A 19,958-nucleotide genomic window follows, 5' to 3' on the forward strand; every position below is an offset into this window, starting at 1 on the left:
ATTGCATGAAATTGGTAAGGATTCCGATACATAAAGAGATGAGACAAGATCATACTTTTATGTTTCCCGAGGTGAATATATTAATGATAACAGAACAACAATTGCTCGACTTTATGCGGGAGACCGCTTATAAACCGATGACTTATCAAGAGCTGGAACAGCACTTCGAGATTGAAGATGCAGCTGATTTCAAATCTTTTTTGATTATGCTCAATACGCTGGAGGAATCCGGCAAAATTCTGCTTACCCGTAACAACCGTTACGGTATGCCTGAACGTATGGACTTGGTACGTGGACGTTTGCAGGCACACGCCAAAGGGTTTGCGTTTCTGATCCCAGAGGATCGAGAGCACCCCGATGTGTATATCCATGCGAATGATATGAAAAGTGCGATGAACGGTGACATCGTGTTCGTGAAGGTGACTTCCAAAGGGCCGTCAGGTGGACGTTTGGAGGGCGAGATCGTTCGCATTGTTACACGTGCGGTGACACAAGTCGTTGGGGTATTCCAAAGCCATGAGGTATACGGATTCGTCATTCCGGACGATAAACGCATTAATAGGGATATTTTCATCCCACGCACTAATTTTGCTGGAGCTGTCGATGGACAGAAGGTTGTAGCGAAGATCGTTAGTTACCCAGAAGGCCGTGCGGCGGCTGAGGGTGAGATTATTGAGATTCTCGGGCATAAGGATGAGCCGGGCATTGATATTCTGTCCGTTATTCGCAAGCATCAACTGCCAGAAGCTTTCCCGGATGAAGTCGTTGCGGAGTCAGAGCAGGCACCAGACTCCATCACAGATGAGGAGATTGTTCAACAGGGGCGTCGTGATCTGCGTGGGCTGAATATCGTTACGATTGATGGCGAAGATGCCAAAGATCTGGATGATGCGGTAAACGTTGAGAAGCTACCTAATGGCAATTATCGTCTGGGTGTTCATATTGCTGACGTTGGCTATTATGTGCGCGAGAACTCTAAGCTGGATCAAGAAGCGTATAATCGTGGATGTAGTGTGTATTTGGTGGATCGTGTTATTCCGATGTTGCCACAACGCCTATCTAACGGCATATGCAGCTTGAATCCGCAGGTTGATCGTCTGACATTGTCCTGTGAGATGGAGTTTAACGACCAGATGAAGGTTGTGAAGCACGATATTTTCACAAGTGTCATTAAAACAAAAGAGCGGATGACGTATTCCAACGTTCGTAAAATCCTTGAAGGCGAAGAGCCGGAATTGCTCGAACGATATAAAGATCTGGTGGATGACTTCCATCTGATGAAGGAAGTTGCCTTGAAGCTGCGTGCGATGCGTATGCGCCGGGGGGCGGTTGACTTTGATTTTGAAGAGTCCAAGATCATTGTAGATAAAGAATGCAAACCGATTGATATTGTGAAACGGGAGCGTTCGATTGCGGAGCAGATCATTGAGGAGTTCATGTTAGCGGCTAATGAAACAGTAGCAGAGCATTTCCACTGGCTTAAAGTACCGTTCATCTATCGTGTGCATGAAGACCCGGATCAAGAAAAATTGCAAAATTTCCTCGCCTTTGCGGCGAATTTTGGACACCACGTTAAAGGTCGCGGTAACGCCATCCATCCACGTGCGCTCCAATCGTTGCTTGAGGATATCAACGGAACAAAAGAGCAGACGGTCATTAGTACGATGATGCTACGTTCTATGAAACAGGCGAAGTATGATTCTGAAATGTCGGGTCACTTCGGTCTGGCGGCAGAATTCTATAGTCACTTCACTTCTCCAATCCGTCGTTATCCTGACCTTGTTATTCACCGTGTGATTCGTGAGGTTATCGAGAACAACGGAGCTCTGCCAGAAAACCGTCAAGAGTACTTGGCTGGACGTATGGCGGATATTGCACAGCAATCATCCGAACGTGAGCGTGTTGCGGTGGAAGCAGAACGTGATACGGAGAAAATGAAAAAAGCTGAGTATATGCTGGATAAAGTAGGCGAAGAGTTCGAGGGCATGATCAGCAGCGTAACAAGCTTCGGTATGTTTATTGAGCTGGAGAATACAGTAGAGGGTCTTATTCGCCTGAGTGCGCTCACGGACGACTACTACCATTTTGACGATCAACATATGGCTCTTATTGGGGAGCGTACTTCCAAAGTGTTCCGCATCGGTGATGAAGTGAAGATCCGTGTGGCACGTGTAAGCATGGAAGAGTATACGATTGACTTTGAAATGGTGGATATGAAGCCTCGCGGTGAGCGTCCTGGTGGTTTCGGTGGTGGCCGCGGCGGTAAAGGCGGTCGCCCTGGAGGTAACGGTGGACGTGGTGCAGCGAAAGGTGGATTCAGTGGTTCACGTGGTGGCAAAGGTGGCTCTGGCTCTACAGGTGGTGCTGGAAGAGGTCGTGGCGGCAAATCACCGGAAGAAAGCAGCAAAGGTGGACGCGGCGGACGTAGTGGTTCAGCGAATGCCGGAGCAGGCTCAACTGGCGGCTTTGCTGGTAAAGGTAGCGGCAAACCGAAGGGTGAGCGCCGGAGTGGAGAAGCTGGTGCATCAACTAATCGTGGCAAAGGAGCAGTAAGCTTCGGCTTTGGTTCAGGCAAAGGTGGCTACAGCTCTGCACCAAGTGGTAGTCAGGAGCAAAGTGCTGGCGGAGGCCAGGGAAGTAGCTCTAGCGGTCGCAGCGATCGCGGTGAAGGCAGCTTCAAATCCGGTAAAGGTGGCAAAGGCGGCAATGGCCGCAAAAAAACGTCACCTAGCGGTATCTTTATTGGCGATGCAGCAACACCTGGAGGCACTCAGGAAGGTGGAGCACCTCGTCGTAAGCGCAAGAAGAACAAAGGCGGAGCGGGTAATAGTACGGCGGCTTTTGTACGGAAGAAGAAAAAGTAAGGTAAGGCTGTTGAATAGATGAGTTGAGCTGACAAGGTGCATGATCTGGAGAGCAGAACAATCCTTGATGAAGCGTTATAGATAAAAGAGACAGTCTTGAGGAATGTGTGAAGCTGTTTCCTATGGTCTGGAAAAGGTGTAATGAGGAGGGGCGGCTGAGGTCGCCTCTTTCTTGATTTTAACAGCCGTAATTGCTACAATTGAGGTCTGGCACGGGTAATTTGGTGCAACATGAATGCATGTGGACACAAGCATGGAACGGATTTATTTTATGAAGAAGGAGTGAGGACATGGGCAAGAATGATGGACAGAGTAAAGTGCTCGCACAGAACAAAAAGGCTTCCCATGACTACTTCATTGAAGATACGTATGAAGCGGGCATGGTGCTTACCGGAACGGAGATTAAGTCTATTCGTAACGGACGTGCGAATATTGGAGATGCGTTTGCCACGATTCGGAACGGTGAGATTCATATTCACAATATGCATATTAGTCCTTTTGAACAAGGGAACCGACATAATCCACTCGATCCTACACGCACACGGAAGCTATTACTGCACAAATCGCAGATTCACAAGCTGCTTGGACTGTCGAAGCAAGACGGTTACAGCATTGTGCCGCTGAAGATTTATGTGCGTAATGGCTATGCCAAGCTGCTGCTTGGACTGGGTAAAGGTAAGAAACAATATGATAAACGTGAGACTGCTGCCAAGCGGGATGCACAACGTGATATTCAAAGAGCAATGCGCGAGAAGCAGAAGATTGCTCGTTAATTGGATGGTAAAGCGTGAGAGGCTGTGTCTAGATTTCGTTAGCCATCGGTTGCTGGTGAATTAGTGACAGTCATATTACGATAGAGAATCTCAAACTTTTCCGGTAATGGGCGGGATTGAGATTTTTTATTGCTTATGAGCAGTGAGGGTACGTTGGATGCGAGAAGATAAGTTCGTGGTTGCTTAATTTTCTCGGATCGTGGGTAAAATAGTTAAGTGAAGCTGATGATGAATCGTTGCTACGTGGCAGTGAACTTTACTTCGTCTGAGGGACGCGGTATAATATGTAGACGATTCGCTGGTAACTGCTGTATTGGTTAAACTTGCACGGTTACTTAGCCTGCTGGAATGTCTTCCAGCAATCTGTACTATATCGGTGAGCTGTCCTGTGATAAGATTACTTATGTAGCAGACAGGAATGCCGAGTTAGAAAGAGCATCTTTTTACCTTGGAGGAAAAAGATGTGCAGCACCTTTGCTCCGTATTCACGGATTAATCCTGGAGCCCTTCTTATATGAGGGGGCGTTTATGGATTCGACGGGGATAGTTCGAGCATGGGTAGCGGGTAGTGGGGACGCGTCCGCTTCATCAACGCTAAAGCCTATTAAACGGCAAACAACAAACAAACTACGCTTTCGCAGCCTAAGAAACTGTGTGCGTGCTTCTAACCTGCATCGCCCATGTGACAGGATTAGGGGCTAACTAGTAGTGGGATACGCTGTCACATCTCCGCCTGGGGTGTGCTGAAGAAGACAATCAGGCTGACCCAACGTATAGCCGGTTACGGGGCGATACTCGGGTGACATCAAAACTGTGACTACACCCGTAGAAGCTTATGTGTCGTTATCTTCGGACAGGGGTTCGACTCCCCTCGCCTCCATTAGTAGTATTAGAAAAAGCACCCAAGAGGGTGCTTTTTTGCTTTTGCTGAGCTGAAAAGGGATCGCTATTTTCTTCTCAAAAACATGTAAATGACACAATGCTTCTTAGATCAACTCCAGTAAACACCCATCTTCGACCGGTCCATCTAAAACCTGCAACGGATGTACGCCCTACAAAGGTTGGGAAGAACCAGAACGAGTTCCCATTTCTCAGCCACACATAGGTGTTGCGGAATAAACAACCGACAATAGCTCCGGGGTCGATGGCGAACGCTGTAGCAGCGGGTTGCGGTGGTGTGAATTGTGGAGGAGGAGAGGATGGTGGCTGCTGTGTTCCTTGTGGTCCTTGAGGCGGCATGAATGCCATAAAATTTCACTCCTTAATGATAGGATTAGGCTTGGGTCAGGCCTATAATAATGAAATGGCGAGTAAATTAAACAGCACTAGGGGTAATACGACATCATTTTGGAAACCAGGAACAAAGCCTCGATTAGTCATAGAGCTTGGTAGTTTTAAGTATAAAATTCCCCTTTCGCCGTGGATGAGTAACCCTTCAAAAACATCGCCATCTACTGTCTCCACTCGAACAAGTGTATTAACATGGTGTTTACATGTATTTGTTACATGGTCTTGAATGGATTTTAAGTTATTCATAGTGGTTGGATCCATTCGAAACAATGTTTGTTCTTGCTGCCCCTGCAGTTGCAAGTTCATGGTCATGACCTCCAATTTAGATTCGTTCATATTCTCCATGCTATGCAGAAGCCTATAGGGGAGTTACAGTTTGCATGCGATTGATAACAGGTCTCCATTCTTTTAAACGGGCTGACCCGAAGGAGATTGAGTGAACAAAAAAAGCCCTCGGCATCGAGAGCCTTCTCAACAGCACACTTGAATCGTTAATTCATAACATCAGAAATGGATGAACCGGTTACCCCGGAGAAGTCGCCATTTACTTGACTACCCCCGCCACTCCATTGAAGCGTATAGTCTCCACCACGCACGCCTTGTTCAAAACCTTGTTCGAAGTTTTTCCACGTAAAATTTTCTTTTCCGGCAATCTCCTGAGAGAAATATACTTTTTCCGTATTATTGTGTGTTAAGGAAACAAAAACCGAATGACTACTATGGTTGTTCATCGAAAGTTTAATATGGCCATGCCCCGCATTTACAGTGAAGAATTTTTGTACAACTGCATTGCCACTTACAGTATCACCAATGGGATTGTCCGTACCAATAACCATTGAGTCGATAGGCTTTTCTTCGGTAAAAGGATCACTATTGGAACCTTCAAGTGTATCTGATCTTGCAAGTACACCTGCCTGATTTGTGCTTGTTGAAGCATAAGCAATTATCGCTGTTATCGTCATAGCTAGAGCTAGGGTCACCCATAAGCCACGTTTTTTCTTCATAAAATTAGTTTCTCCCTTATAGATTCTGCTCTCTTTGACGTATTTAATATATAAAGCTATCTACATATTATTAAGTATATTTGTAATATTATTACATTTAATGCTGCTAGTAAAGTTAGGTCTGCTATTGCCAGTTGAGAATTGAGAAACCGATGATGGCTAATTTCTATTTCAGACCTCATATTTTCCCTATATTCCCATGCTGTTTGATATAATTGTTACCATAATACGATTGTACATATATCTTAACTCCATGTGTAAAACACACACTTTAAGGTTTTATATTCAAGTTATCATAGAGAGGAGCTATTATTTCATGAATAAAATGTTGTTAGTTGAACAGGTATCCGTTCGAGAAAAGGCTGTAGCTTTCACATTTGATGATGGCCCACATCCGGTGTACACACAGCAAATCCTTGAGATTTTCCATCGTGTTGGAGGACAAGCGACCTTCTTCATGATTGGTAAGGAGATGGAATCGTACCCTGAAATTGCAGCTGAGGTTCACCGTGAAGGGCATGAGATAGCAAATCATACGTTTACACATCCCAATTTGACCGAATTAACGTTGGAGCAAGCAGGGGAGGAACTACAACGAGCGGAGAAGGTCATACAGGAAGTAACAGGAAATCCAGCGAAGCTCTTCAGACCACCATACTTTGGGATAAATGACGACATCTTATCTCTGGCGGTGGAACAGGGTTACCATACGGTTGCTGCGGTTAACGGCGGTGCGAAGGATTGGGACAACCCTGGTGTAGAGTATATTTTGGAGCATACAAGGCCTACGGTAAAGCCTGGTAGTGTAATCATTTTTCATGATGGGTATGGGGATCGTTCACAGACGGTGGAGGCTGTTCGAATACTGGTAGAAGAGCTTATTGCGGAAGGGTACCGTTTGGTCACAGTAAGCGAATTACTAGCCATCTCGAATGAAGCGTGAGGAAATGAATTAAGGTGAACCTAGCATGAAGTTGTTATTCGCACCGCGTGCAATATCCAGCACGCGGTGCCCTGCATCTTACCAATGGTGTTAAACCAGCCATTCTAGAGACATTAAGAATGGAACATTATTTTAACAAGAACTACAAGAACTACAAGTGCAGCTACCCAGTTACATAGATCATATTCATATCAAACGAAAATTTCCGCATACTAGCAATCACCAAACCTACTTACCCGTGAGCTCGTACTTCGCTAATGTTTTCTCCATGGTTAGATAAAATGTATTAGCATTGACGAAGCGGATGTTCTCTGCCGAGAACGGCGCTTGGTCTAACTTTAATGCGTTTATCGATCTTAGCGTACGATCCAGCACATGATATACCGCTTTCGATGGCAGTGTAACATAATCATTGTTGGTAAACCCTTGCTCAATCAACTTCACAGGAACCAGCCCTTTATCCTCGACTGAACCGAATACAAAGGTATCCTTATTCAGAAACTGTAACTTACCAAGCTCAGGAAGATCGTCGAAGATCCTTGTGGAGATCTGTTTGTTGTTTGTGTCATAGACGCTAAGTGTATTTTTCTCTTGAATGAGATAATGGTTTCCGATCGATTGAAACAGTGTACTGTTAGGTACTGGTGTGGGCAAGGAGCGAGTCCATTTCTTTTTCCCTGTAGGCGAAATACCTTGTAACGTTTCCATTCCTGTCTTTTCGTCGATGAGAGGAACAAGAATCGTACCACCACTCAGGACATCAAAGTCGTTATGGTACGGACTGAAATATTCTTTTGGCCAAGCGTAAGAGGTGACTTTTTTATTTCTTGAGATAGAGTAAATCGTTATGACCGTAGCATTTTCCTCATAGTTGGCTGTACCAACGTAATCTCCTTGGATGTGTCGAATTGTACCATTGTACAATCTGCTAACAAGTTCTTTACCTTCTGGTGAGTAGAGCTTAAGTAGGTTTTGCTCGCCAACAAAATCAATGACTGCATAACGACCATCGCTCAGCACCTCGAAGTTTCCGCCATCAGGAAAGACCTTTTCCCATCGTGGCTTCATATTGGCATCCAATGCAATCAGCTTGCTCCCATGTTTGTTTCCGACTTTAACCTTTTCTACATAGTAAGGGTTCCCATTTGCATCAATATCGTAGGGATTATATTTATAAGGTGAGCTGTGAACCCACTTTGGTTTTCCGGTTATGTCGTTGACTGCCATCATTTGATAGGTAGATTTGTTCCCTACTTTATGACGTAGCAACATGTAGGCCGTATGGTTCTTCGTAGACACGATAGGTAAATACTGATGTTCTATAGGTTTGTAGGCAAAGTCATTTGTGCTTGTATTGGCTGGTACCGTGGTACTCCACGTAGGCTTGGGGAATTCTGTGAAGTCTGCGGCTGAAATTGTACTTGCTAGTGTCAAACTAAATGCGGTGATTAGCATCAGTACCTTAGTACCGAGGGAAAGTCTGTTCATTCCGTCATATCCTCCTATGATTCATCATCTTTACACGTATAATTAAAAACTAATATGTAATTATCGCCATTATACCAGATGTTGTAGTATATTTCGTATAATAACGAATAGTAGAACGTTCTCCATCTGTATCCTTTTTATGAGAAGATGGTATTGAGCATTATCGAGCTAACCGTAAGGGTTGGGGTCACAGTAGAGCTTCATTTAGAGAGTTTAACCGTTTGGAAATGTACATACACATACCTGATTTATGGAATAAACATGTGGTAGGAGGATAACGATGAGAGTTTGGTTGAAAAGAATGGGATATAGCGTCATCGCTTTGCTGGGTCTTCTGCTTATATTTATCGCTATTAGCTTCACGAATCATCGAATTCAATTAAAACAAGAATCAGCTTTACTTGTACCGTCAGGAACGATGGTCAATGTGAACAATCATCAGATGCACGTCTACACCGAGGGAACCGGATCACGAACGCTTGTCTTTATGTCGGGCGGGGCACATCTGCTCCTGTACTGGATTTCAAAGCTTTATACACTAGATTATCGGATCAATATAAGATCGCAGTTGTGGAAAAAGCAGGTTATGGCTTCAGTGAAACGGCCAAGGTCTCCCGTGATATCGATACGATGCTCGAAGAGACACGATCCGCACTGACTTTGGCAGGACAGCAACCACCATATGTCTTGTTTCCACATTCGATGTCAGGCATTGAAGCCTTATACTGGGCACAGATGTATCCAGCTGAGGTCGAGGCCATTATCGGACTTGATCCAGCGGTTCCAGAGGTGTATGAAGAATACCCGCTCCCTTCGCCTGGAACAATGGCACTTACAGGTATGGAGCACGCATTGGAATCACCCGCTTTTTCCCTGGCATTGTAGATTCATCAGCGGCTATTCAGCAGAAGCAACTCTCTTCGCAAGAAGAGGAGCTCTACCGAGCCCTATTTTACAAGAGTACGCAGACGTCGAATATGAACGACGAAGTGAAGATGATTAGAGATAACGCGGCCAAGGTTCTGGAACACGGTGTTCCAGATGTACCGATGTATTTCTTTGGTTCGAGCAGAGAGGAAGTGCCGGTGCAGAACTGGCAGGCTGTTTTGAAGAACTACATAGCGTCTGTGAAAAGAGGCGAAATTCTATTCCTACCTGGTGGACATTATATTCATAACGAGGCACCAGACCGCATTGCGGAGGAGAGCGAACGATTCATAGAGCAGTTATAGCAGGGCGCGGCGGAGCGGTCTTATGAGGTTAGACGAAGAAACCACCTTCTTAGGTGGTTATTTTTGTAGGCATTTTGCGTCGTGCTTCAAACTACTCTATAATAGTAGGCTAAACTAAACTGTGTGAGGAGGAAACCATGGACTTTATTAGAAATCAACTAGAAGAATTGGGCATGAGTGAACCATCCATCGGGTATCTTTCAAACATCATCATGATTATTTTTATTGCGATGATCTCAGTCGTGGCGAATTATATTACCAAAAAAATCGTACTGAAGACGATCAATCATATCGTCAATAACAACCGCTACAGATGGGGCAACATCATTGTCGAGAAAAAATTATTTCACAAGCTGTCGCATCTCGTGCCAGCCATCATTATCTATTACTCAGCTTATATCTTTCCAGCCTACCAAGCCTTAGTAGAGAAGGCTGCAATGACATATATGATTGTTGTCATGATCACCGTGTTCAACACATTACTCAATGTATTCGATGAGATATATCGTTCCTATGAAGTCTCGAAGATTAGACCGATTAAGGGATATATTCAGGTGGCGAAGATTGTCCTATTTATTATAGGAGGCATTATCGTCATCTCGAACCTGATTGGTCAGAATCCATTGATCATTCTTAGTGGACTTGGTGCATTATCGGCGGTACTGATGCTGGTGTTCAAAGACTCGATTCTTGGGCTAGTCGCGGGTGTGCAATTATCATCCAATGATATGGTACGCGTAGGCGACTGGATTGAAATGCCGAAATATAATGCAGACGGTGACGTCATCGACATTACACTGAATACCGTGAAGGTCAGAAATTTTGATAAAACGATTACGATGATTCCCAGCTATGCTCTAATCTCTGACTCGTTCCGCAACTGGAGAGGTATGCAGGTCTCGGGCGGAAGAAGAATTAAGCGAAGCATCTATATTGATATCAGTAGTATCCGATTTTGTACGGAGGAGATGGTAGCTGAATTTGAGAAAATTCACTACTTAACCGATTATGTAACCACCAAGCTAGAGGAGATCGAAGCCTACAACGTTGAGCATCAAGTAAATCGGGAGAGCAATGTGAACGGTAGACAGCTCACCAATGTGGGTGTCTTTAGAGAGTATATCCATCAATACCTACGGAATCATCCCAAAATTAATCAGGATATGACGATGATTGTAAGACAATTAGCACCGGAAGATCGCGGACTGCCTCTTGAAATTTACGCATTCAGCAATGATATTAATTGGGGCGTTTATGAATCCGTGCAGGCCGATATCTTTGACCATATCTTTGCGGTTGCGCAAACCTTTGGACTTCGTGCCTTCCAGAATCCAACAGGTCATGATATCGTGCAACTGAAAGAAGATAAACAATATGTAAGAGAGTACTCATAAAAATGATTCTAATGGCCGTTAACCCTTAGGGGTTAATGGCTTTTTGTCTGTGATATAATAGGCATATTTTAAATCGAAAGAAATCCAGGTGTAACAGCAACGATAAAGGCCGTTCTGCCATCAAAGTGGGGAGGAGCATGTATGGATTGGGAAGCTCATATTGAGCGGTGGAGCCGAACTGCCTTTAGATTGCTGGAGATTCGGCATTATCGCGTAGCGTATGGTATAGTCCCTGATCTTGATCTGGGACAGGGCAGTTTTTTCATAGTTATAACGCATGGAAAGGCTAGAGTGAATTTATCAGGAAAGGTGTATCAGGCGCAGGCTCCCTATATTCTGCACGGGGGAGAGGGAGATGAACTGAGTTTGCATCCGCTAGATCAGGACTTTGCCTGTTACTTCATTCAATATACGCCGTTCTGTGCGTCACTAGAGGATGCGCAAAGTTTTCGTATACCGTATGTTTTTACACCCTATGCATTACTGGCGATTCAGGAAAAATGTGATACGATGTTCCGTTCATGGCAACAATCTAGTCCGATGGATAAGTTACAGGCACAGTCTACGTTCCTCCCGTTTGTAAACGAGGTCTTGAGGCAAATTCAGACATCGACGAACCAAGAAAACAGCAGAACAACTATCGTAACAGAGACGATCAACTACATTCACACGAATTACAACGAATCGATTACAGCGGAAGAACTCGCGAGAAGGTACCATTGCAGTACAAGTTACCTGTCTCGTTTGTTCAAGAATCAGATTGGACTTGGCCCGATTGAATATCTCATTCATGTGCGCATACACAAATCGAAGCAGCTTCTATTAAGGACAGAGGCACGTATTCAGGAGATTGCAAGCAACGTGGGGTATGCGGATGTGTACTATTTCAGTCGTTTGTTCAAAAAGCATACTGGCTTATCTCCGCTACAGTTTCGCGCAGAACATCAACAGACGGTACAGGTTCAGTATAATCCATTACGATGGTTGGAATCGTCTATTGTAAGCCCCAACGCCTATTCCCATAATGAGAATGAGACTTATTATCAATTGAACGGGGAAGGGGACACATCGATGTTTAGATTTTCAAGACCAACCTTTGGAGCGATGATGCTACTATGCACATCCTTGCTTCTCAGTGCGTGCCAGACAGGCAGCACTACAGATACAGCGGCTTCCCAGCCGACTCCATCATCAGAACCATCGACGACTACAGCTACATCCACAGACAGCAATACTATAGAAACGCGGATGTATACTCATCTGAAGGGCGAAACGGAAATTCCCGTGCATCCTCAGCGTGTTGTCAGTTTCTATCATATGGGTGAACTGATGACACTTGGGGTGAAGCCGGTGGGTACAACAACATACATTCTGGATAATCCGCTGATAGAAGATATTTCTGGTATTGAAGATGTGGGTGTTCCACCCGATGCCGAGAAGATTTTATCACTGAATCCAGATCTGATTGTGACAACGGCAGCCTTTGCGGAGGCAGTGGAAGGTGGGTATGATGCACTCAGTCAGATCGCCCCAACCATTGTTGTTGAGCAGTATAATGACCCGATTAAGGATGTCGAAATGTTTGGTGATATCCTTGGGAAGCAGGAGGAAGCCAAGCAGTGGAATGAGAAGTTCGCAGCCAAAATAGCTGAATATAAGGAGAAAGTTAGCCCTTATGTGAGTGATGATGAGACCTTTTCTATTTTGAACGTGCGACCTGATGCGCTCTTTGTCTACGGGGATACCAATATGGGAGGCAATATCATTTACAAATATCTCGGTCTGAAGCCAGCGGCGAAGGTAGAGACAGACGTGATCCAAGGCGAAACTTGGGAGATCTCAGCCGAGGTGGTTCCGGAGTATATCGGTGATCGGTTATTCCTCGCGGTGACTGAAGGTTCAGAGGAGCATCTCAAGGACGTACAGAAGTTGATTCAACAATCGCCAGCAGGGAAGGCAGGCAAGGTATACTCTATTGATTTTGATAAGTTTCTTATGAGCGATCCAATAAGTGTAGAAAAGCAGCTCGACATCGTTGTTGATATACTTACAGAGAATAAATAACCAATGCACCGATTAGATAAGATCGATAGAATGCTAATCACTCAAAAGAGTTCTCAAAAAGCCCTCATTATTCATGATGAGGGCTTTATTCTGTTTTACCTCTACTTATTTTCTATCTAAAACTATCCACTGCTAAACACTTCATAAAGTAATCATACATGTTCTGTAAAATGTATTTTTTGTCCAATTTCTCAATTAATCTGCATTTTACTTAGACGTAATCACATGTAAACACTGGAGTAGTAGAGTTGATGTATAGACATCTAGACAACCCCACGCATATGCATATCAGCCTGTAACAGGCATTTGATCATTGAGCTGGCGCCGCTTTCTGATCAGACGCACACCAAAACAAGCAAAGGTGGTATTTACATTGTTCAAAAGACTAAGCCTGGCTCTTGCATTCGTCACTCTCTTTTCATGGACGTTGACCAGTGTGTCCTCCGCGTACAGCAGCTCCAATTGGATGGGATCGCTTCCTTCCAGCACCTCACTGGCTTCTCTTTCCATTCCGGGAACACATGACAGCGGTGCTCTATACGAGCCCATCAGTGGAACGGCCAAGACACAGGATCTGACGATTGCGCAGCAATTAAATATTGGGGTTCGCTACCTCGACGTGCGTACGAGACATTACGGGAATGCGTTCACCATCCACCATGGGTCAGTCTATCAAAACCAGAACTTTGATGATGTATTAAATGCGGTCATTGGCTTCCTGAACAGTAATCCATCGGAGACCATTATTATGAGTGTAAAAGAAGAACATACCCCAGCGAATAATACACGCAGTTACGAAGAAACTTTTAAATCCTATGTCGCCAAAAACCCGGACAAATGGCTACTAACCGACCACATCCCCACCCTTGGCGAAGCAAAAGGAAAGATTGTATTACTTCGTCGATTCGATATGAGTCAAACTCCATACGGCATTAATGCTACCGCATGGCAGGAGAACACAACCTTCAACATCCAGAATGCAGCCAAAATGAAGATCCAAGATTACTTTAAAGTATCGGATAAGAGCAAGAAGTGGACGGATGTTCAGAACATGTACAATGAAGCCAAAACTCAAAATCCTTCCTGGCTGTACCTGAATTTCACAAGTGGGTATGACCCAGGCTGGTTCGGTATCCCAAACATTCGCTCCATTAAAGACGATCTGAATCCTAAAGTAAACTCATTCTTTACGACGAATACCAAGGGACGCTTTGGTGTATCGGTGATGGATTTCATCGACGAGGGCACAGCTGCTAAGATCATCTCAACTAATTTCTAATGTAAGAGATACAGTACAAGTTATAGTACAAATTATGAGCTCTCGTATAAAACCTACAAAAAAGACGCTGGTTCACTGTGACTGGCGTCTTCTTTGGCACTTGTTGAGAAATGCATGATGAATTATTACAATACAGACCTCAGTGGTATGTAAGCTACACAAGAGTGAGCGGAGAGCGAACGTGTCTTCTATGTCGGAGCAGGGCTATGGATTAACGGCCAATTGATTCAAGCATGTATGAGGGGTTAAGATAAACCGAGAGGGGATATCCCTTTTTTCTCCAAAACACATAAGAATATCGAACAAAGGAGCGTTCTCATATGAAACATTCAATCCCGCAATATACATTAAATGATGGCTTGCAAGTGCCTGCGATCGGGTTCGGTACGTATAGTCTAAAAGGAGAAGAAGGCGTGAAATCGATCGTGTCTGCCATGGATGCAGGTTATCGATTGATTGATACAGCTTACAATTATGAGAACGAGGCAACGGTTGGAAAAGCAATCAAGCAGAGCCCTGTTCCTAGAGAAGAACTGTTGATTTCCTCGAAGCTACCGGGACGCTATCACGCGTATGATAAAGCATTAGTAGCTATCCAAGAATCGCTCTATAGAGCAGACCTGGATTATTATGATCTCTACTTAATTCACTGGCCTAATCCGAAGAAGGATGTGTATGTGGAGGCTTGGCAAGCTCTAATTGAAGCGAAGAAACGTGGATATATCCGCTCCATTGGCGTAAGTAACTTCCTGCCTGAACATAATGAACGACTGATTAAGGAAACGGGCGTAGCACCAAGCCTGAACCAGATTGAGCTTCATCCATTCTTCGACCAAACGAATCAACGGGAACAGGATGCGAAGCATGGCATTGTGAATGAATCCTGGAGCCCGATTGGACGTGGCAATGATGCCGTACAGGATATCGTGAAGGACGACCAAATCCTCCGCATTGCTGAAGCGCATGGCAAAACGCCAACCCAGATTATTCTGCGCTGGCATATCCAGCTCGGCTCTATTCCAATTCCTAAGGCAAGCTCGCTCCAGCATCAGCAGGAGAATATCGATATTTTCGACTTCGAGCTGAACGCAGAGGAGATGCAAGTCATCTCTTCCTTTAGCCGACCAGATGGACGTTTGTGGGATCAAGATCCGAGTGAGTATGAGGAGTTTTAAAGAGTGAAAAATAAATAGTTGCATATGTATCCTATAGTGAATTGTGTAATTGTCAGTATCAACAAAAAAAGTGCTCCTGTCTTTAACGAGACTAGGAGCACTTTTTGCGATAAAAGAGTACATGTAACATCAAAACGATATTATGCCTTCGGAATACGGAAAGTCAGTATTTCATACGGTTTGATATCGAAAGAGATACGACCATTGTCTACGGCACTTTCTGCTTCCACATTTTCCAATAGATCACATGCATATGCCGTTGAACTAGAACCTTCAGGCAACTGAAGAGCAGCCCGAGTGCGGCGACCATGTGCTTCATAGACACGGATGATGATATCATCGTTGTCCTCGGCTTTTTTGATAACCTCTAACACGACATTGTCCTGATCCACGGATGCGAGCGACCAGACCCCTGGTAACCTGCCAGCTTGCGATCCAATTTCACGAGCGACTAGAGGACGATTGATATCATATGCTGCTTGGATGACACGTCCTTCACGGAAATCTCCTTTGTGTGGATAGAGGGAGTATGTGAACTCGTGCAGCTCTTTGTCAGCATTCTCATTCGGGTACGTCGCGCTCTTAATGAGTGACAGTCGCATCACCGAATTATGAATGTCATGTCCGTACTTACAATCGTTCAGCAATGCAACACCATACCCGTTCTCCGCAAGATCCGCCCATTTCTGTCCGCAGACTTCGAATCTAGCCTGATCCCAGCTTGTATTCCGGTGGGTTGCACGCTCTACGTTACCGTATTGAATCTCGTAGACAGCCTTCTCACTCCAGATATCCAGAGGGAAAGCAGCTTTCAATAATAAATGCTCCTGCTTCCAATCTACCAGCGTAAGGAAATCAATTCGGCGTGTATGCGCATAGAAAATGATTCTCTGCTCAACGACGGAATCGAGGAATTGCCGTTTGACTTGAAGCACAGAACGCACCGGTCCGCTTTCCACCCATTCAAGCGCCTGCAGATCACTAACTTCCCACATATGCTCTTCATAATATTCGTCAATGTTCCACGCCTCGTATTCGGCAGGACGATCTTCAAATACTTGCAGCACATTGCCACGTTTGCCAGATTGGAGCAGTTCACGACCCTCTAATTTGTCCCAAACGGATACGAACTCGGCACTTTCATTCAATTGAACATCGTACCACGGTGTCTGAATACGTTGCTGATCAGCTTCCCAATGTGCAACCGATACGCCGACAATCTGTTCAGTGGATACATCAGGCAGGATGCGGAAGCTTTTGTACCCGGAAGGTGGTACGTTCTCCGCAAGGAATACCAGTCCACCCTCCGTTGTACGCTGACTTGGTACGGGACGCTCCCCGTCGTAGACCGTCACTTGTTTCGTAAAAGCAGGCAGCTCCACCATATCCGTCCGTTCGAAGCCGGTAGTGTTAAATACAACGATGGTTTCTCCATCCGACTGAATGCTGCTCACAATTCCGTTCAATGCACTGTTTTTCAGTTCATCCGTAACCTGGAAGACCTCTTCATATTGTTCCTTCGAATCAATATACACTTGCTCAATGGCACTTCCCGGCAGGGTGTCGTGGAATTGATTCAACATGGTAAGCTTCCATGCGTGCTCTAGAGCATCCGTTGGGTAGGTCGCTTGTGCATCCACCTGCTGACGAATAACAGAGAATAGCTCCGCATCAGCCAGTGCAAATTCACTGTGGCGGTTGTACCGTTTGTTGCGAGCCATGGAGGTATACGTTCCCCGGTGGTATTCCAGATACAGCTCACCTGACCAGCGAGGAACGGAACGAACCTCGGCCAGATTCTGCTCCAGCTTCTCAAAGAATTCACGGACAAAGGTACGTTTAACCGTAGGCATGCCAGGCAATCTTTTCTCAAGACGTCTACCCTGCTCCAGCATTTCCTCTGTCGGGCCACCGCCTCCATCGCCAAATCCGTAGCACTGCAATACATCGGTATTGATGTTTTTGTTCTGGTATCGCTGCCATGTTCCCTTGATCTGAGATGCATTGAACCGTCCATTATAGGTTGTCTCGAACCTGCGCTGTCTGAATTCGGGATGCTTGTCGTAGTCTGTTGCCGTGATGAAATGCGTTAACACCTCAGAGCCGTCAATACCTCGCCAGTACATCGTGTCGTTCGGAATTTGGTTTGTGTCATTCCAAGCGATTTTGGTCGTCATAAAATAATCGATGCCACTCTTGCGCATAATCTGCGGCATGGCTGCACTGTAACCAAACACATCGGGTAACCACAACACCCGGTTTTCCACGCCGAATTCTTCCTTGAAGAAACGTTTGCCATAGATAATCTGACGAATCATTGATTCACCAGAGATCAGGTTACAGTCCGCTTCCAGCCACATCGAGCCTTCCGCTTCCCAGCGGCCTTCGGCTACTTTTTCTTTGATTTTGGCATAGAGAGCCGGATAATCGGACTTCAGGTATGAGTACAACTGAGGCTGCGAAGACATGAACGTATATTCTGGGAACTTGTCCATCAGATAGAGCACACTCGCGAAGCTTCGGATGACCTTCTCCCTGGTCTGGTCTAATGTCCATAGCCATGCCACATCAATATGAGTGTGACCGATACAGTGAACTGTAGGGATATGATCTCCCGCAGGTCGGGCATCACTGTAGACATGATTTTGCAAATATTGACGTGCTTCCAGCACCGATGCATGAAAATCAGCACTGTTCTCCTGGCGAAGATCCAGCAGATTTACCGCCTGATTCAGATGTTCAATCAGCTTAAGTCGCTCCAGATCATCGTCACGTAATAGGTCGGCGGCTTCAAGCGCCGCTCTGAGATCATAGTATAAGTCAGATACAGGCTGATGTTGTTCAGCTATATATACATTTAAGAATACATCCGCTGCCGAAGTGCTACAGTACGCATATAATGCCAGTTCGAACTCTTCGCCCTTAACTGCAGCCGGGGTGAGATCAATTTCGGTGTGGTTGACGTCGAGTCCACAGATCAATTCCCCATTCAGGAATGCAAAGAATTGAGGGTTATCATAGTTCCATACATCGTCAGCACCCGTTACGATGACGCAAACTACTCTTTTTCCTTCCATATGGTCAGGTATGCGAATACGGGTCTTGAAGCAACTGTGTACATCCTTGCCGCCCCAGCCGTCTCCCTTGCGAAAAACATTCCAGGAGGTTGGGTCTTCATGCACCAGTTCCCATGAATGATAACCACTTTCTTTATGGTAAAGCTCGGGAATATCTGTTTTTGAAGTCAGTCGTGCACGTTCCAAGTGTTTAACAATGGTATGGATCCGAGTATACAAGGAATTCATTTTCATGTTTGTTTCCCACCTTGGTATGAAGTAAGTACAAGCTGTAGTCGTTAATGGAGCAAGATTATTGCAAGCGCTAACATATCAACTTTATCATACCAGAAGAGAAATGGGCGAAACTATGTATTGTATGCTGAAAACAACGTTTTTTATTGCATTTCATGCTAAAATAAATTCAACAAACTCGGGATAGGGGGCATGTCCATGAGACCATCCGCTTTGGCATACGAGCAGGGATATGCAATCCATGTTAACCAGCCTGGAGATGCACTGTTCTATCACTTGGATTACGACGAACGATCCCATGATCTGAATATGGAATTTCAGCACTTTCATGATTTTTATGAAATCTGTATCCTCATGGATCGCACGGCTGCACATATTATTGAAGGCAACATATATGAGATTCAGCCTTGGGATATTGTCCTGCTGAGGCCTTCTTTACTGCACAAAACCAAATACCCCAAAGGTACGCCGCCCAAAAGGTTAATGATTAACTTTGCGATACCACGCAATGTACCTGGTCTTGAGAGCGATTACAAAGAGCTGTTCTCCATCTTTGAGGAGCAGATACCGATATTCAGATTTTCCGAAGAAAGGCGTGCCGAGGTACTTGCGCCTATCAATGAAATTTTTGCCCTATCACAACGCCCATCTGCGCTTCATTCCGTCGCCATTCATAGCAAATTCGTTGAATTTCTATGCGCGATCCATCATCACTCCGCGGAGAATGACTACGTTCGAGAAGAGACAGGGTCTGCGATGTCGAGACGAATGTATGCCATTGCATCGTATATCCATAGCCATTACCAGCATGAGCTGTCCCTTGAGGAGATATCTAAGAAATTTTTCGTGAGCGCCCATCACTTGTCTCGTCAATTCAACAAAGTAACAGGATTTACGTTCACCGAATATATTCAGATGACTCGAATTCGTAACGCCCAGCAAATGCTCCTGAACACCAATCACAAAATTACAGATATTGCGGCACAGTGCGGCTTCGCCAGCTTCTCTCAATTCAATCGTATCTTCAACAAATTCAACAGCATGTCTCCGAGTGCGTATCGTCGAAGTAGACAGTCGCAGCGTGAGCGTGAAGTGATGCTGGTAGGAAGCGACCCGAGTATATGAGGCTCTGAGCCATTTA

The 19,958-nt window shown here is 45.1% G+C and carries 15 protein-coding genes and 1 other RNA gene; 11 read left to right on the forward strand and 5 right to left on the reverse strand.

All coding sequences use genetic code 11. The features are described from left to right. Positions 1-83: 83 nt before the first annotated feature. The 3 genes from rnr (at position 84) to ssrA (ending at position 4,520) form a co-directional block, all read left to right on the forward strand. Positions 84-2,864 (forward strand): ribonuclease R, encoded by a 2,781-nt coding sequence (gene rnr, locus DMB88_RS00960; protein WP_128099859.1) that lies wholly within the window; start codon positions 84-86, stop codon positions 2,862-2,864. Between the two features lie 290 nt (positions 2,865-3,154). Beyond that, positions 3,155-3,637, forward strand: coding sequence for an SsrA-binding protein SmpB (gene smpB, locus DMB88_RS00965; protein ID WP_128099860.1), 483 nt, complete (start codon positions 3,155-3,157; stop codon positions 3,635-3,637). Positions 3,638-4,155: 518 nt separating this feature from the next. Then, positions 4,156-4,520, forward strand: a transfer-messenger RNA (tmRNA) gene (ssrA, locus tag DMB88_RS00970). Positions 4,521-4,594: 74 nt separating this feature from the next. Here ssrA and DMB88_RS00975 read toward each other — a convergent pair. From DMB88_RS00975 to DMB88_RS00985, 3 genes are all read right to left on the reverse strand, one after another. Next, positions 4,595-4,885 (reverse strand): transporter, encoded by a 291-nt coding sequence (locus tag DMB88_RS00975; RefSeq protein WP_128099861.1) that lies wholly within the window; start codon positions 4,883-4,885, stop codon positions 4,595-4,597. Between the two features lie 42 nt (positions 4,886-4,927). Then, positions 4,928-5,233, reverse strand: coding sequence for a hypothetical protein (locus DMB88_RS00980; protein WP_128099862.1), 306 nt, complete (start codon positions 5,231-5,233; stop codon positions 4,928-4,930). Between the two features lie 185 nt (positions 5,234-5,418). Further along, positions 5,419-5,931, reverse strand: coding sequence for a hypothetical protein (locus DMB88_RS00985; protein ID WP_128099863.1), 513 nt, complete (start codon positions 5,929-5,931; stop codon positions 5,419-5,421). A gap of 316 nt (positions 5,932-6,247) precedes the next feature. Between DMB88_RS00985 and DMB88_RS00990 the strand changes: the two genes are divergently transcribed. Further along, a complete protein-coding gene (locus tag DMB88_RS00990) occupies positions 6,248-6,874 on the forward strand; it encodes a polysaccharide deacetylase family protein (RefSeq protein WP_128099864.1) in 627 nt (208 codons plus the stop codon). Between the two features lie 228 nt (positions 6,875-7,102). On the opposite strand, the gene DMB88_RS00995 is transcribed toward DMB88_RS00990, so the two are convergent. Beyond that, positions 7,103-8,362: a hypothetical protein gene (locus DMB88_RS00995; protein ID WP_128099865.1), complete on the reverse strand. Its 1,260-nt coding sequence runs from the start codon at positions 8,360-8,362 to the stop codon at positions 7,103-7,105. 570 nt (positions 8,363-8,932) lie between these two features. On the opposite strand from DMB88_RS00995, the gene DMB88_RS30625 reads away from it, so the two are divergent. The 6 genes from DMB88_RS30625 to DMB88_RS01020 all read left to right on the forward strand — a co-directional run bounded on the left by DMB88_RS30625 (position 8,933) and on the right by DMB88_RS01020 (position 15,506). Beyond that, a complete protein-coding gene (locus tag DMB88_RS30625; protein WP_254438405.1) occupies positions 8,933-9,247 on the forward strand; it encodes an alpha/beta fold hydrolase in 315 nt (104 codons plus the stop codon). Positions 9,248-9,339: 92 nt separating this feature from the next. Continuing rightward, the gene (locus DMB88_RS30630) at positions 9,340-9,594 is read left to right on the forward strand and encodes a hypothetical protein (protein ID WP_254438406.1); all 255 of its coding nucleotides are present in this window, start codon (positions 9,340-9,342) and stop codon (positions 9,592-9,594) included. 137 nt (positions 9,595-9,731) lie between these two features. Beyond that, positions 9,732-10,988 (forward strand): mechanosensitive ion channel family protein, encoded by a 1,257-nt coding sequence (locus DMB88_RS01005; protein ID WP_128099866.1) that lies wholly within the window; start codon positions 9,732-9,734, stop codon positions 10,986-10,988. A gap of 141 nt (positions 10,989-11,129) precedes the next feature. Beyond that, positions 11,130-13,052, forward strand: coding sequence for an AraC family transcriptional regulator (locus tag DMB88_RS01010; protein WP_128099867.1), 1,923 nt, complete (start codon positions 11,130-11,132; stop codon positions 13,050-13,052). A 373-nt stretch (positions 13,053-13,425) separates the two neighbouring features. Continuing rightward, complete coding sequence (locus tag DMB88_RS01015; RefSeq protein ID WP_128099868.1) at positions 13,426-14,331, forward strand: phosphatidylinositol-specific phospholipase C; 906 nt, start codon at positions 13,426-13,428, stop codon at positions 14,329-14,331. Positions 14,332-14,651: 320 nt separating this feature from the next. Continuing rightward, complete coding sequence (locus DMB88_RS01020; protein WP_128099869.1) at positions 14,652-15,506, forward strand: aldo/keto reductase; 855 nt, start codon at positions 14,652-14,654, stop codon at positions 15,504-15,506. A gap of 140 nt (positions 15,507-15,646) precedes the next feature. Here DMB88_RS01020 and DMB88_RS01025 read toward each other — a convergent pair whose 3' ends face one another. After that, on the reverse strand, positions 15,647-18,817 hold the full coding sequence (locus DMB88_RS01025) for an alpha-mannosidase (RefSeq protein WP_128099870.1): 3,171 nt from the start codon (positions 18,815-18,817) through the stop codon (positions 15,647-15,649). A gap of 198 nt (positions 18,818-19,015) precedes the next feature. On the opposite strand from DMB88_RS01025, the gene DMB88_RS01030 reads away from it, so the two are divergent. Then, positions 19,016-19,942, forward strand: a complete 927-nt coding sequence (locus DMB88_RS01030) for a helix-turn-helix transcriptional regulator (protein WP_128099871.1) — start codon at positions 19,016-19,018, stop codon at positions 19,940-19,942. The last annotated feature ends 16 nt before the right edge of the window (positions 19,943-19,958 follow it).

The organism is Paenibacillus sp. DCT19 (assembly GCF_003268635.1).
Taxonomy (GTDB): Bacteria; Bacillota; Bacilli; order Paenibacillales; family Paenibacillaceae; genus Paenibacillus.

Bases quoted from the DNA above. Each gene is read 5' to 3' on its own strand.
- DMB88_RS01020 (WP_128099869.1), top strand. From the start codon at position 14,652: ATGAAACATTCAATCCCGCAATATACATTAAATGATGGCTTGCAAGTG.
- DMB88_RS30630 (WP_254438406.1), top strand. From the start codon at position 9,340: ATGAACGACGAAGTGAAGATGATTAGAGATAACGCGGCCAAGGTTCTG.
- DMB88_RS00995 (WP_128099865.1), bottom strand. From the start codon at position 8,362: ATGAACAGACTTTCCCTCGGTACTAAGGTACTGATGCTAATCACCGCA.
- DMB88_RS01025 (WP_128099870.1), bottom strand. From the start codon at position 18,817: ATGAAAATGAATTCCTTGTATACTCGGATCCATACCATTGTTAAACAC.
- DMB88_RS00985 (WP_128099863.1), bottom strand. From the start codon at position 5,931: ATGAAGAAAAAACGTGGCTTATGGGTGACCCTAGCTCTAGCTATGACG.
- DMB88_RS01030 (WP_128099871.1), top strand. From the start codon at position 19,016: ATGAGACCATCCGCTTTGGCATACGAGCAGGGATATGCAATCCATGTT.
- DMB88_RS00975 (WP_128099861.1), bottom strand. From the start codon at position 4,885: ATGGCATTCATGCCGCCTCAAGGACCACAAGGAACACAGCAGCCACCA.
- DMB88_RS00990 (WP_128099864.1), top strand. From the start codon at position 6,248: ATGAATAAAATGTTGTTAGTTGAACAGGTATCCGTTCGAGAAAAGGCT.
- rnr (WP_128099859.1), top strand. From the start codon at position 84: ATGATAACAGAACAACAATTGCTCGACTTTATGCGGGAGACCGCTTAT.
- smpB (WP_128099860.1), top strand. From the start codon at position 3,155: ATGGGCAAGAATGATGGACAGAGTAAAGTGCTCGCACAGAACAAAAAG.
- DMB88_RS01005 (WP_128099866.1), top strand. From the start codon at position 9,732: ATGGACTTTATTAGAAATCAACTAGAAGAATTGGGCATGAGTGAACCA.
- DMB88_RS01010 (WP_128099867.1), top strand. From the start codon at position 11,130: ATGGATTGGGAAGCTCATATTGAGCGGTGGAGCCGAACTGCCTTTAGA.
- DMB88_RS00980 (WP_128099862.1), bottom strand. From the start codon at position 5,233: ATGAACTTGCAACTGCAGGGGCAGCAAGAACAAACATTGTTTCGAATG.